Source organism: Variovorax sp. GW823-FHT04B03 (assembly GCF_058796495.1).
Window position 1 is genome coordinate 870,338 of sequence record NZ_JBXAIT010000002.1, and the last position, 12,903, is coordinate 883,240.

The following is a 12,903-nucleotide window of genomic DNA, read 5'->3' on the forward strand; positions in this document are numbered from 1 at the left end:
GCGCGTGTTCGTGCGCCCTTCTTGGCTCGCCTCCGGCGGCCGCTGGGCCTCGCGTGCCACATCGCCGCGAGGCAGCCCATCTTTCCATTCGCCTACACCGAAAACCCGGGATAAAACCCACCTTCATCGGTCACACTGGCGACATCGACAAAAGAATGCGCGAGTTGTCGCGACATACTGCACGAATGCAAAAAAATCACATGGAAACGAGCCGCCCCACGATGCGCTCGTTCCGCAGCCAGCCATGACGGAGTTGAGGGTCAGTTGGGAGCACACGTTCCCCGACGACGGGACGAAGCTGGTCATCCATTCGAACTGGGTTTCCAACACCCCCGCCACGCAGGCCTACCTCGAGGCGCTGATCGCGCGGGTCGGGCAGATGGACCCGGCGCCTCACTGCGTTTTCGAGAAACGCCAGGCCGTCCCTTCGCGCTCGTTGCCGCCGGACCTCGGCACCTTCACCTCGGCCGAGTTCTGGCAGGTGGCCGAACTGCTGCACCTGCAGGCCACCCCGTCCCTCGCCGCCGCGCGGCTGGTGCTGGTCGAGGGCATGCGCCCGGCCAAGGCGGCGAGGCAGCTCAACACGAGCCCGCAGGCGTTGACGAACACGCTGCGCAAGATCCGCACGGAGCGCGCGACCTCGTCGCGGCTGGGCAGGCTGCCCGCCGACCGGCCGCCATCCGAAGGCACCGCGCCGCAGGAGCCCTGAGCGGCCGGCCGGCGCGCCCTCCCCGGCTTGCATCGGCACGGTCAATCCCGTACGCTGGCCCGGCGTCGATGCGCAGCACCCGAGCCCTTGCGGGCCGCCGGGCCGGCCTTGCGGACGCGCAAAGGAGTCCCGCCATGCCAAGCCGATCGAACGGCCTCGCGGCCGAAATGGAAGCAGTGCGAACGCTGGCGCTGGTGGGCGCGGCGGCCGCCGGCAAGACCTCCCTGGCCGAGGCCCTGTTGTTCAAGGCGGGCGCCGTCGGCGCGTGCGGCAGCGTCGAGCGCGGCAGCACCGTCAGCGACCACGACCCGCTCGAGCGCCGCATGCTGCACTCGCTCAACGCCTCGGTGATGCACCTCACGCACGCCGCCACGCGCATCCACCTCATCGACACGCCCGGCGGCCCCGACTTTCTCGGCCAGAGCCTGCCGGCGCTGGAGGCGGTCGAGACGGTGGCGGTGGTCATCAATGCCGCCACCGGCATCGAACCGATGGCGGTGCGCATGATGGACTACGCGGCCTCGCGCCACCTGGCCCGCATGATCATCGTCAACAAGATCGACTCGCAGGGCGTCTCGCTGTCGGGCCTGCTGGCCGACATCCAGGCCACCTTCGGCCGCGAATGCCTGCCGCTGAACGTGCCCGACGGGGTCAACAGGCAGGTGATCGACTGCTTCTTCAACCGCTTCGGACGCTCCGACTTCGGGCCCGTCGAAGCGGCGCACCGCGCGCTGGTGGAACAGGTGGTCGAGGTCGATGCGGCCTTCGTCGACCGCTACCTCGAGGAAGGCGACGTCGACCCCTCGGAACTGCACGCGCCGCTCGAGCAGGCGCTGCGCGAAGGCCACCTGATCCCGGTGTGCTTCGTGTCGTCGCGCAGCGGCGCCGGCGTGGCCGAGTTGCTGGACGTGATCGTCAAGCTCCTGCCCGACCCGACCGAGGGCAACCCGCCGGAGTTCATCATGGGCGAAGGCGCGCAGGCCCAGCCCATGAAGGCCCTGCCCGATGCGTCGCTGCACGTGCTGGCGCACGTGTTCAAGGTCACCATCGACCCCTTTGTCGGCAAGATGGGCGTCTTCCGCGTGCACCAGGGCACGGTCACGCGCGACAGCCAGCTCTACATCGGCGACGGCCGCAAGCCGTTCAAGGTGGGGCACCTGTTCATGCTCCAGGGCAAGGACCATGTCGAGGTGTCGCGCGCGGTGCCCGGCGACATCGTGGCGGTGGCCAAGGTCGACGAGATCCACTTCGATGCCGTGCTGCACGACGCGGCCGAAGACAGCCACGTGCACCTCGCGCCGCTGCCGTTCCCGGTGCCGGTGTACGGCCTGGCGGTGGAGCCCAAGCGCCACGGCGACGAGCAGCGCGCCTGGGAAATTCTCGGCAAGCTCGCGGCCGAAGACCCGTGCCTGCGCATCGAGCATGTGGCCGCGACCAACGAGACGGTGCTCTACGGCCTCGGCGAGCTGCACCTGCGCCTCGTGCTCGAGCGCCTGCGCGAGGTGTACCGCTTCGAGGTCCTGACGCGCCCGCCGCGCATTGCCTACCGCGAGACCGTGACCGCGCCGGCCGAGGGCCACCACCGCCACAAGAAGCAGACCGGCGGCGCCGGCCAGTTCGCCGAAGTCTTCCTGCGCATCGAGCCACTGGCGCGCGGCGCGGGTTTTCAGTTCGCCGACGAGGTCCGGGGCGGCGCCATTCCGAACCAGTTCATCCCCGCGGTCGAGAAAGGCGTGCGCGAGGTGCTGGCCTACGGCGCGATCGCCGGCTACCCCGTGGTCGACGTGCGCGTGGTGGTGTACGACGGCAAGCACCACAGCGTGGACAGCAAGGACATCGCCTTCGCAACCGCCGGCCGCAAGGCCTTCATGGCGGCGATCCGCGAGGCGCAACCGGCCGTGCTCGAGCCGATCGTCCAGATCGAGATCGCCGTGCCCGAGCATGCCGTGGGCGACGTCACGAGCGACCTGTCGTCGCGGCGCGGCCTGGTCACCGGCACGTCGGGCCTGGGGGCCGGCACGGTGGCCATCGGCGGACAGGTGCCCGAAGTCGAGCTGGCCAACTACCAGTCGCGGCTCAATGCGATGACCAGCGGCCAGGGGCGCTACACCCTCACGTTGTCGCACTACGAGGCCGTGCCGCCGACCGTGCAGCGCACGCTGATGGGGCAGTACCGGGTGCGCGACGACGACTAGGAACGCACCGGGGGATACGGCGTCGCCATGGCTTAATGGCCTGCATCCGTCATTCGTCCCGCACGGGCTCCCCGATGAAGAAACTGCTGCCGCTGGTCCTGTCCACCCTGTTCGTTCTGCCCGCCTCCCAGGCCCACGCCGCACCGCGCCAGCCGTACACCCCGGACCAGGCGCGGGCGCTGCTCACGCAACTCGGTGTGCACGTGATGGTCATCAATTCCGACCAGACGCTGATCAAGAAAAAGCCGGCGAGCGCGTTCGACGTGCTGACCTACTACCCGCTGCCCAAGGCCAAGGTCGACGAATACAAGCGCAACGGCCACATCGTCAACACGAACGACGACATCGCCGACGCTGCCACCTACCGGATCAAGGACTACGCGCTGACGAACGAGAAGAACGAAAAGCTGCGCCTGAAGGACGACGGCGGTGCGCCGTCGCTGCAGGACTTTTCTCTCTGGACCTACGACAACGCCCTGAGCAGCCAGCGGGGCTTCTACGTGAAGCTGGACAAGCCCTTCGAGCGCGTCAAGGGACACCTCACGGTGGTGTTCGAGATGCCCGGAAACATCCGGCACGAGACGCGGGTGCCGGTCGACCTGTCCATCACGGACAAGGACCCGCGGCCCGGCACCTGATCCTGCGGTCGCTTCACGGCGATCCTGGCTCGAAGAGCTCGCGCTGCGACGTCGTCAAGGCCGCGAAGCTGTCCCCCATGGGCTGAAGAATGGCATCGGCGATCGGCTGCAATTGCCGGGTGAGGTAGTGCTCGTAGTCGATGCGCGAATGGCGGGTTTCCAGCGGCTCCGGCCCGTTGCGGGTCATGACGTACTGGATCCAGCCGCCCTTCTGGTACTGCTGGGTCCGGCCGACCCGGGCGTTGTGCTCGTCGGCGATGCGCGCGGCCCGCACCTGCGGCGGCACGTTGACCAGGTAGTCGTCGAGCCGGTGGCGCAGGCGCTTGCGGTAGATGAGCAGGTCGTCCTTGGCGCCCGCCAGCGTCGCCTTCGCATAGTCGGTCACGAAGGCCTTGTAGGGCTCGCCCTGGAAGATGCGCGACAGCAGGCCCTCCTGGAACTGGCGCGCCAGCGGGGTCCAGTCGCTGCGCGCCATCTCCAGGCCGCGGTACACCATCTCCTCCTTGCCCGCGGCATCCACGCTGAGACCGGCATAGCGCTTCTTGCTGCCGACCTCCGAGCCGCGGATGGTGGGCATGAAGAACTTCTTGTAGTGCGTGTCGACCTCGATCTCGAGAAAGCTCTGCAGGCCCTGTTCTTCGCGCAGCGTGCGCGCCCACCATTCGTTGATGTCGGCCGCCAGGCGGGCCGCGACGGCATGCGCCTCCTCGTTGGAGTGGGTGCGCCTGAGCCAGATGAAGATCGAGTCGGTGTCGCCGTAGATCGCCTCGTAGCCCCGCTGCTCCACGAACTCGCGCGTGAGCTTCATCATCTCGTGCCCGCGCAGGGTCACGGCGGACACCAGTTTGGGGTTGAAGAACCGGCACTCGGACGCGCCCAGCACGCCGGCGAAGGAGTTCATGAGCAGCTTCAGCGCCTGCGACAGCGGCTCGTTCTTCGCCCGCTTGGCCTCGTCCCGCGCGTGCCACAGCGTGGTCACGATCTGCGGCAGGCAGTGCCTGTCGCGCGAGAAGACGGTCTCCTGCGGTCCGTGGATGAGCCCGGTCGGATCGGCGGCGTTCGAACCTTCGACGAGGCCCACCGGATCGACCAGGAAGGTGCGGATGATCGAGGGATAGAGGCTCTTGTAGTCCAGCACCACGACGGAGTCGTAGAAGCCCGGCTTCGAGTCCATCACGTAGCCGCCCGGGTAGGCCTTGCTCGCGATCTCGCCCACGTTCGGCGCCACGTAGCCCAGGCGATGCATCCGCGGCAGGTAGTGGTGGCTGAACGCGGCAATGGAGCCGCCGAAGTGATCGGCCTGCAGGCCGGTGACCTGGGCGCGCTCCATCATGAACTGCAGCAGCTTCGCCTTCTCGAAGATGCGCAGGACCAGCTCGCAGTCGCGGATGTTGTACAGCGCGAGCGCGGGCTTGTCGTGCTGGTAGCGCCGCTCGATCTCCGCCATCTTGTCGTACTCGTCGCCGATGGCCTTGCCTTCGCCCAGCAGCGTCTGCGAGACGTTCTCGAGGCTGAAGGACGGAAAGCTCCACACCGCGGCCCTGAGCGCCTCGATGCCATCGAGGACGATCCGCCCCGGTGTGGGCGCGAACAGGTAGCCCTGCTTGCCCGGGTGCGTGCGCCATTCGATGGGCCGGCGCTCCCGCCCCAGCAGCAGCGGCACGCCGCAGTCGTTGGCGGTTTTCTGCAGCACGCGCAGGTCGAACTGGACCACGTTCCAGCCGATGAGGACGTCGGGGTCGTTGCGCTCGAACCAGTCGTTGAGCTGCTCGATCATCGCCTTGCGACTCGGGCAGTAGACGAGCGAGAAATCCATGGGGTCGCCCGGCTCGGGCGGCGGCTCGCCGAGCATGAAGACGACGCGCTCCGGCGTGCCGTCCAGCGCAATGGAGTAGAGCCCTTCATGCTGGCTCGTCTCGATGTCCAGCGACACGACCTTGAGTACCGGCCGGAATTCAGGCGCTGGGCTGAGCTTGCAGTCGACGAGCGTGGCGCCCTCGGCGCGCCCGCCTTCCACCCGCAGGCCGGCGGTGATGAAGCGCTCCATCAGGTAGCGGTCGTGCGGGCGCACGTCGGCTTCGAGCAAGGGAATGCCCTGCGCCTGCAGGGCGCGCGCCAACCGGCCGATCTGGCGGAAGTGCGTCGCATAGACGCCGAGGACGGCTTCCTGCTGGAAACTCTGGAGCTCGAGCTCGCGCAACTGCACGCCCGGCATGGCCGCGAGGTGGACTTCCACCGCCGTCCTGTGCCGGGCGGCGACGAACGCGACGCTGCTGCGGGAAGTCAGCACCACTTTCCTCGGCCCCGCCTCGGTGGCCAGCCAGTACTCGATCTCCGTGCCGGTCGGTGCATCACGCCAGTGGCGCGTGAGGATGAAGCCCTGGAGGTCGGTGGAGGTCACGGGCGTTCGAAGATCGGGTCGAGGGAGAAGGCGGACTTGGGATCAGGAGATTCTCGCCCGGCCGCGTGCGAGCTGCAGCCGGCGTGGTGGCTTGCCATCCGCAAGGGGGCGCATCCGCCCCGCCCCCTCAAAGCACCCCAGCCTCATCCCCCTGCGCACCGTCATCCACCACCGGCACCTCGCTGGCCACCAGTGGCTTGCCGATGGGCGCGCCGGCCTTCCCCACCTGGACCGCCGCCATGTCGGCGTCGTTCGGGTACTGCCCTGCAATCCAGTAGTCGAACACCCGCCGCACGATCGGCGCCGCGTGCGCCGCACCGAAGCCCGCGTTCTCGACGATCGCGGCCACTGCGATGGTCGGGTCTTCGGCCGGGGCGAATGCCATGTACAGCGCGTGGTCGCGCTGGCGCGCCTCCAGGGCCTTGCCGCTCGCGCGCGCCTTCGGGCTCAGGCCCACGGCCTGCGAGGTACCGGTCTTGCCGGCCGAGGTGTACGCGGCGCCCGCGAACACGCGCGTGCCGGTGCCGCCCTTGGTGACCGCCACCATCGCGTCGCGCACCACCTCGACGTGCTTGCGCGCGTAGCCCAGGTCCTGGGCCGGGGGTTGGACCTGCCGCACCACCTCGCCGGTCGACGTGTCGCGGATGGCCCGCACCAGGTGCGGCTGGTAGCGCACGCCGCCGTTGGCCAGCGTGGCATTGGCCGAGGCCAGCTGCAGCATCGTGAAGCTGTTGTAGCCCTGGCCGATGCCCAGCGAAATCGTCTCGCCCGGGTGCCAGGTCTTCATGTCGGCACGCCGGTAGGCCGCGCGCTTCCACGCCCGGCTGGGCAGCACGCCGCGCGACTCGCCCTGCAGGTCGATGCCGGTGAACTGCCCGAAGCCCAGGGGCGCCATGAAGTCGTGAATCAGGTCCACGCCCATCTCGGCGGCCAGCGAATAGAAGTACGTGTTGCTTGAAAACTGGATGGCGCGGTGCATGTCGACGCCACCCAGCCCGCCCCGGTGGCTGCGGAAGGTGCGCCCGCCGAAGTTGTAGAAGCCCGGGTCGTTCTCCACCTTCTCGGCGCTGCGCTTGCCGGTCTGCAGCGCCGCCATCGCCATGAAGGGCTTGTAGGTGGAGCCCGGCGGGTAGGTGCCGCGCAGCGCGCGGTTCAGCAGCGGGTTGTCGGGCGACTCGGTCAGCGCCTTCCAGTTCTCGGTGTCGATGCCCTCGACGAACAGGTTGGGGTCGAACGTGGGCTTGCTCACGAAGGCCAGCACCTCGCCGGTCTTCGGGTCGATGGCCACCAGCGCGCCCCGGCGCTCGCCGAACATGTCTTCCACCAGCTTCTGCAGCTTGATGTCGAGCGACAGCATCACAGTCTGGCCCGGCCTGGCGGGGTGGCGCGACAGGCGGCGCACCGCGTGCCCGCCGGCCGAGGTTTCCATCTGCTCCACGCCGGTCTGGCCGTGCAGCGCCTTTTCGTAGCTCTGCTCGATGCCGACCTTGCCGATGTAGTCGGTGCCCCGGTAGTTGGCGCGCTCGTCTTCTTCCCAGTCGTCCATCGCAGTCTTCTCGCGCTGGTTGATGCGCCCGATGTAGCCGATCACGTGCGCGCCCACCTCGCCGTGCGGGTAGGTGCGAAACAGCCGCGCCCGGATTTCCACGCCGGGAAATCGGTAGCGCTGCGCCGCGAAGCGCGCCACCTCTTCATCGCTCAGGCGGGTGCGGATGGGCAGGGAGTCGAAGCTGCGCGAATCCTCGCGCAGGCGCTGGAAGCGGCGGCGGTCCTTGGGCGTCACTTCGAGCAGCTCGCCCAGCTCGTCGATGACGGTGGCGATGTCGCCCACCTTCGAGGGCGTGATCTCCAGCGTGTAGGCCGCGTAGTTGGACGCCAGCACCACGCCGTTGCGGTCCAGGATCTGCCCGCGGTTGGGAACCACGGGGACGATCGCGGTGCGATTGCTCTCGGCCCGGTCCGCCAGCGTTTCATGGCGCACCACCTGCAGATAGACCAGCCGCGCGCCGATCAGTCCGAATCCGAACAGCACCGCGCAACCGACCACCACCACGCGGCGGCGAAAAAGAGCGAGCTCGGCGGCGGCATTGCGGATTTCATTCATCGGGCGAAACGGGGGGAAAGAAGCGGAGAAGCCAGATAGGAGGCCCTGCTCGCCCGAAGGTTCCGCGTCGGCGGTCGACGAGACGCGATCGTCCGCTCAGGCCCACGCCTCTTCGGCACCGATGCGAACCTGGCGGGTCGGCACCACCTGCTTGAGGCCGTACCCCGTGCGCTCGTCCCCTTCGGAGATCAACCGCATCATGGCCTCGCGCAGCGCGGGGCACACGCCTGTGCCTGCGTGCAGGTCACGAAAGAAGCGCATCGTAGCGCCCGCCACCACCTCGGCCATCTGCACGCCGGCCGCTTCGTGCGATTGCCTGAAGTCGAGGGCGGCCACTTCTTCGAAACGGTGGTCGGACGGAGGCGTGCACAGCAGTTCCATCGCACGGTCCGGTCCTTCGGCCAGGGCCTTCCCCTGACCCAGGATGCGCTGCACCTCGAAATTCTGGTCGTGCACCAGCCGGACATCGGCCAGGCAGTGCCGGTAGTAGAGGTGGATCCGGGCGTAGATGCGCATGAACGACGTCAGGTTCGGCAGCGTCCAGGCCTGCGTCGACGACGTGTTGAGCTCGGGCGGCGGAAGAAACTCCAGCCAGGGCTGATGCTGGGCGCCACTCAGCGCGTGGTACTCGGTGTTCGCCGCTTCGACGATGCGACCGAACCCCTTGGCGATCTGCGCCGCGGCCTCTTCCTCCTCCTCCTCGGCGGTTTGCGTGGCCAGATCGCGCAGGCTGGCAAACGATGCGTGAAGTGTTCCAGCCTCCGGCGTCAGGCAGGACGCGACGAAGCTGTCCAGCACCTGCGCATCGGCATGGACGTGCAGGAAATCCGAGACGGCATTCCTGAGGAAGTCGAGCCGCATCGACTCGGGGTAGCCAAGGCAGGACGGCAGCAGCTGGAACGACGTGATGCAGCTGCAGATGAAGTAGCGCTTGTCGACCAGCTCCACAAAAAGCGGGGCCCGCCGGTCGAGCAAGGCGTGGATCACGGCCGCGGAGAACTCCGGCCTGGATGCCTGCGATCGGGCTCCGGGTTCGCCCGAGGGAATGCGATGACGATCGCGCAACGCCTGGAGGCGTGCATCCCACTCCTCTTCGTCTTGCAGCCCGACGCCCGCCAACGCAAAGTAAGGCTGCCGCTTGAAGTCGTAGCCCGCGCCGCTGCCGACCATGTCGCCACTGTGGCCGCTTTCGTCGATGTAGATGGTGGTCATGGCGCGGGGCGAACGCCTCGCGTCGGGTCTCCCTTCGCCCTCGCGAGGTGGTGCGGGACGTCGGCGGGACGAAGCGCCTTCAGTTCTCCGTCGATGCCGAGCAGATCGTTCAGGACGAAGCGCAGTTCGCGCAAAGGTGCTTTGTAGGACGCAGGAGGTGACATGCAAGAATGACGAGTGCGCGCGTTGGCCTTGGATTGAAGTGAGGTTCGGGGCTCGCGGCCACCGGCTGCCTTGGGTTGGAAGAAGTCTAGGAAATCGACCGGGCAGGCATGTTCAGTTTTCGGGACGCACCCCGAGGCCTTGATTTCCCTCTGCAACGAGGCCCTCCTCCTTGCGTGCGCCGTCCCGGTGTTCGCTTTTCAGCCATGACGACCGCTCTCAAGCCCCGACGCAAACCCTCCCAGTCACGCGCATGGATGACGTCCATCGCCATCCAGGACGCCTTCGTGCTCCTGCTGCTGGAAAAGGGCTACGAAAAGACGTCGATGCGCGACATCGCCAACGTGGCCGGCGTCAGCGTCGGCAGCGTCTACCAGTACTTCCCCGGCAAGGAAGCGGTCGCGGCCATGACCGTGCGCACCTGGGTGCGCAAGCTCTCGACCGCGCTGTCCAGCGCGGTGGACGACGTCGTCCAAGCGGAAGGCCAACGCACGCTGAGCGAGATCACGCGTCTGCTGGCGCAGACCCAGGTGCACACGATGCTCGAGGGCGGCGGGCGCTGGCGGGTGCTGAGCTCCATCGAGCGCCGCGTCTCGCCGCAGCTCGTCTACAACCGCCTGTACCAGCACAACGTCAACCTCTTCGGCAAGGCACTGACGTGCGCGGTGGACTGGCCCGAAGGGCTGCACGATGCGCGCGTGGCCTTCGGCGCCTACACCGTCGTCGATGCGCTGGTGAAGCAGACGCTGCTGGTGAGCGCCGTGTTGCCGAGCGCGGACGTCATGGTTCAGGAGGTCCTGCTTGCATTGGACGGGTATCTGCAAGCCGTGCGCCAAAGCCACGCGCGCCAGGAATGAGCGCTGGCCCGAATATGCGAGTGGGGGTGCCCAAGCCGGTCAGTGCGGCCATGCTCATGCAGGCCGTCTCCGAATTGATGAGTACAGACATCGCCTCGCAGTTCAATGCGACGACAACGCCAAGGGTCGCGATGTCACCGCCACCAGCCGCCATCGTCCCACAGGCCTGATTCCTCGATCGCCTGTCGCGCGAGCTTGTGCTCGCGAGCGCTTTTCAACCCCACCATCAGGCGCCTCAGAGGGCCGGGCTGACTCAGGAGACTCTGGATGTCACCGTGCGCCAGCGCTGGCATCTGAAACATGGCCAGGCTTTCGAGCGCCGGTGCAGAGGCCACCCACCTCAGGTCCTTCAGCCCCACGTTGTTGAGGACGATCAGTGCCAGATCCTTGAGCGCAGCCAACGAGGGCAAGCTGGCAAGGTGTGGCTGATCTTGCGCGGTCAACCTTTGCAGTGCCTCCAGTTGGCTGACGACCGACAGGTCCGACAAATCCTTGATCCGCAGCAGTGCCAGGTGTCTCAGGGCGTTCAGGCCCGCAAGCGTGTCCAGGTTCTGCGCTTCCGAATCCCAGTTGAAGCGTATGCAGGTGGGGCAGATGCCGTAGAAAGACCAGGTTCGACAGAGGCATCCCCATGAGGGACACCTCATTCAAGGTCGACAGCTTTCCAATCACCTCGAGGCCTCGCGTGTGGCCGGCAACAACGAGCTGTCTCAGATGGGAAAAGCGCTCCAGCCCGAAAAGGTCGGTCTTCTTCGTTTTCGTCTTGCCAATTCTGAGTCTTTGCAGGTCCGTGGGCACTGCGTTCAACACATTCAGTGAATCTGCTTCGTACACATCAAAGACGAACTCCTTCAGCTTCGGCAAGGCCTCTACGGCATGCGCATTGCTGACCCGGGTGAGGCAGTCAAGGCTCAACCTTTCGACATGGGGCATGAGCCTCAGACAAGAAAGATCGCACACACGCGCGTAGCTTCCATACATCCGCCATGTGATGTCCGGCCGATGCCTGAAGAGATCCTCGTTCAGGATTTCCAGCAGCGAAGGCGGCACCTCCTGTGCGGCGGCAAATTGCAGGATGGACACCTCGCCATTTGCGGCCAGTTGCCGGACCTGTTTTCTTGTCCAATCAAGCTTCAGTTCGATTCGTTCCGACATGGGGTTGACGTTTTCAATGGATCAAAAGCCGGCGAGTGACCGGCATGCTGCTGACGACGATTCAGCGCCGCACTGACCGGCCGCGCCCGATGCCGTAGTACGCGATGCCGGCGGCTTCGACTTCGGCGGCGTCGTAGAGGTTGCGGCCGTCGAAGATCGCGGGCGCCTTCAATGTGCTGGCGATGCGCGCCAGATCGGGGCGGCGGAACACGGGCCATTCGGTCACGAGCGCCAGCACGTCGGCACCCTGCAATGCGTCTTCGGGCGTGTCGCACCAGCGCACGTCGCCGCGCTCGCCGACGATGGCGCGTGCATTCGGCATCGCCGCCGGGTCGTGCACCTGCACGTGCGCGCCCGCCGCCCACAAGCGCTCCAGCAGCACGAGGCTCGGCGCATCGCGCATGTCGTCGGTGTCGGGCTTGAAGGCCAGGCCCCAGAGCGCGATGGTCTTGTTTGCGATGTTGCCTTCGAAGTGGTGCGTCATCAGGTCGAAGAGGCGCCCCTTCTGCTCATGGTTCGCATCCTCGACGGCCGCGAGGATGCGCAGCGGCTGCCCATCGCGATCGGCCGCATGCCGCAGCGCCCGCACGTCCTTCGCCAGGCACGAGCCGCCATAGCCCGCGCCGGCCTGCAGGGAGTCGGGGCCGATGCGCCGGTCCGAGCCGATGCCGCGGCGCACCATCTCGATGTCGGCGCCCGCATGCTCGGCCACGCGCGCCATCTCGTTCATGAAGCTGATGCGGGTCGCGAGCATCGCGTTGGCGGCGTACTTGGTGAGCTCGGCGGAGCGCCGGTCCATCACCAGCAGCTGCTTCGCCGGGTCGCGCACGAAGGGTTCGTAGAGCCGCGTCAGCAGGTCGATGGCCGCGGGGTCGGTCGCACCGATCACCACGCGGTCGGGCTGCCGGCAGTCGCGCACGGCCGAGCCCTCGCGCAGGAACTCGGGGTTCACGGCCACCGCGACGCGATGGGCCGCACCCCGCTGCGAAAGCGCCGCGTGCAGCACGGCCTCGACCTGCTCCGCGGTGCCGACCGGCGCGGTGGACTTGCAGACGACCACGGCGTCGCGGTCCCGGTGCTGGCCGATGCTGCGGGCCACGGCCATCACATGCCGAAGGTCGACATCGCCTTGCGCATCGGCCGGCGTGTTGACCACGATGAAGAGCACGTCGCCGTGCAGGCTCGCCGCGCGCTCGTCGGCCGTGAAGCGCAGCTTCCCCGTCGAGAGGCCCGCTGCCACCAGCGCCTCCAGCCCCGGCTCGTGCAGCGGCATCCGGCATTGCTGCAGCCCTTCGATGCGGCCGGCATCGGCATCCGCGCACAGCACGTCGTGCCCCGCTTCGGCCATGCAGGCGGCGAAGCTGAGGCCCACATAACCGGCGCCGAAGATGGCGAGCTTCATGCGTAAGCCCCTCCCCCAAGGCACTGGCCGCGGCGGCGGTTGTGAGATAAAAGCAGGATGCAAGCCTT

9 protein-coding genes are annotated in these 12,903 nt (G+C 67.4%); 4 read left to right on the plus strand and 5 right to left on the minus strand.

The window, feature by feature from the left end; all coding sequences use genetic code 11:
- The first annotated feature begins 244 nt into the window (after positions 1–244).
- The 3 genes from AC1RAD_RS12700 (at position 245) to AC1RAD_RS12710 (ending at position 3,542) form a co-directional block, all read left to right on the plus strand.
- Positions 245–709: a hypothetical protein gene (locus AC1RAD_RS12700; protein ID WP_307585351.1), complete on the plus strand. Its 465-nt coding sequence runs from the start codon at positions 245–247 to the stop codon at positions 707–709.
- A 134-nt stretch (positions 710–843) separates the two neighbouring features.
- A complete protein-coding gene (fusA, locus tag AC1RAD_RS12705; protein WP_492735104.1) occupies positions 844–2,904 on the plus strand; it encodes an elongation factor G in 2,061 nt (686 codons plus the stop codon).
- 74 nt (positions 2,905–2,978) lie between these two features.
- Positions 2,979–3,542, plus strand: a complete 564-nt coding sequence (locus AC1RAD_RS12710) for a hypothetical protein (protein WP_492735106.1) — start codon at positions 2,979–2,981, stop codon at positions 3,540–3,542.
- A 13-nt stretch (positions 3,543–3,555) separates the two neighbouring features.
- On the opposite strand, the gene AC1RAD_RS12715 is transcribed toward AC1RAD_RS12710, so the two are convergent.
- The 3 genes from AC1RAD_RS12715 to AC1RAD_RS12725 form a co-directional block, all read right to left on the minus strand.
- Positions 3,556–5,943 (minus strand): DNA polymerase II, encoded by a 2,388-nt coding sequence (locus AC1RAD_RS12715; RefSeq protein ID WP_492735108.1) that lies wholly within the window; start codon positions 5,941–5,943, stop codon positions 3,556–3,558.
- Between the two features lie 127 nt (positions 5,944–6,070).
- Complete coding sequence (gene mrdA / locus AC1RAD_RS12720; protein WP_492735110.1) at positions 6,071–8,047, minus strand: penicillin-binding protein 2; 1,977 nt, start codon at positions 8,045–8,047, stop codon at positions 6,071–6,073.
- Positions 8,048–8,143: 96 nt separating this feature from the next.
- Positions 8,144–9,259, minus strand: coding sequence for a DUF3800 domain-containing protein (locus tag AC1RAD_RS12725; protein ID WP_492735112.1), 1,116 nt, complete (start codon positions 9,257–9,259; stop codon positions 8,144–8,146).
- Between the two features lie 419 nt (positions 9,260–9,678).
- Here AC1RAD_RS12725 and AC1RAD_RS12730 point away from each other — a divergent pair, with 419 nt between their 5' ends.
- Positions 9,679–10,278 carry a TetR/AcrR family transcriptional regulator gene (locus AC1RAD_RS12730; protein WP_492735114.1) on the plus strand — a complete coding sequence of 200 codons (600 nt, stop codon included), beginning with the start codon at positions 9,679–9,681 and terminating at the stop codon, positions 10,276–10,278.
- A gap of 270 nt (positions 10,279–10,548) precedes the next feature.
- On the opposite strand, the gene AC1RAD_RS12735 is transcribed toward AC1RAD_RS12730, so the two are convergent.
- Both AC1RAD_RS12735 and AC1RAD_RS12740 read right to left on the minus strand, forming a co-directional pair.
- Positions 10,549–11,433, minus strand: coding sequence for a hypothetical protein (locus AC1RAD_RS12735; RefSeq protein WP_492735116.1), 885 nt, complete (start codon positions 11,431–11,433; stop codon positions 10,549–10,551).
- Between the two features lie 61 nt (positions 11,434–11,494).
- Positions 11,495–12,835 (minus strand): UDP-glucose dehydrogenase family protein, encoded by a 1,341-nt coding sequence (locus AC1RAD_RS12740; RefSeq protein ID WP_492735118.1) that lies wholly within the window; start codon positions 12,833–12,835, stop codon positions 11,495–11,497.
- Positions 12,836–12,903 lie beyond the last annotated feature (68 nt).

Excerpts from the sequence above, each read along its gene's own strand:
- AC1RAD_RS12700 (WP_307585351.1), top strand. The coding sequence starts at position 245 with ATGACGGAGTTGAGGGTCAGTTGGGAGCACACGTTCCCCGACGACGGG.
- fusA (WP_492735104.1), top strand. The coding sequence starts at position 844 with ATGCCAAGCCGATCGAACGGCCTCGCGGCCGAAATGGAAGCAGTGCGA.
- AC1RAD_RS12710 (WP_492735106.1), top strand. The coding sequence starts at position 2,979 with ATGAAGAAACTGCTGCCGCTGGTCCTGTCCACCCTGTTCGTTCTGCCC.
- mrdA (WP_492735110.1), bottom strand. The coding sequence starts at position 8,047 with ATGAATGAAATCCGCAATGCCGCCGCCGAGCTCGCTCTTTTTCGCCGC.
- AC1RAD_RS12725 (WP_492735112.1), bottom strand. The coding sequence starts at position 9,259 with ATGACCACCATCTACATCGACGAAAGCGGCCACAGTGGCGACATGGTC.
- AC1RAD_RS12730 (WP_492735114.1), top strand. The coding sequence starts at position 9,679 with ATGACGTCCATCGCCATCCAGGACGCCTTCGTGCTCCTGCTGCTGGAA.
- AC1RAD_RS12735 (WP_492735116.1), bottom strand. The coding sequence starts at position 11,433 with ATGTCGGAACGAATCGAACTGAAGCTTGATTGGACAAGAAAACAGGTC.
- AC1RAD_RS12740 (WP_492735118.1), bottom strand. The coding sequence starts at position 12,835 with ATGAAGCTCGCCATCTTCGGCGCCGGTTATGTGGGCCTCAGCTTCGCC.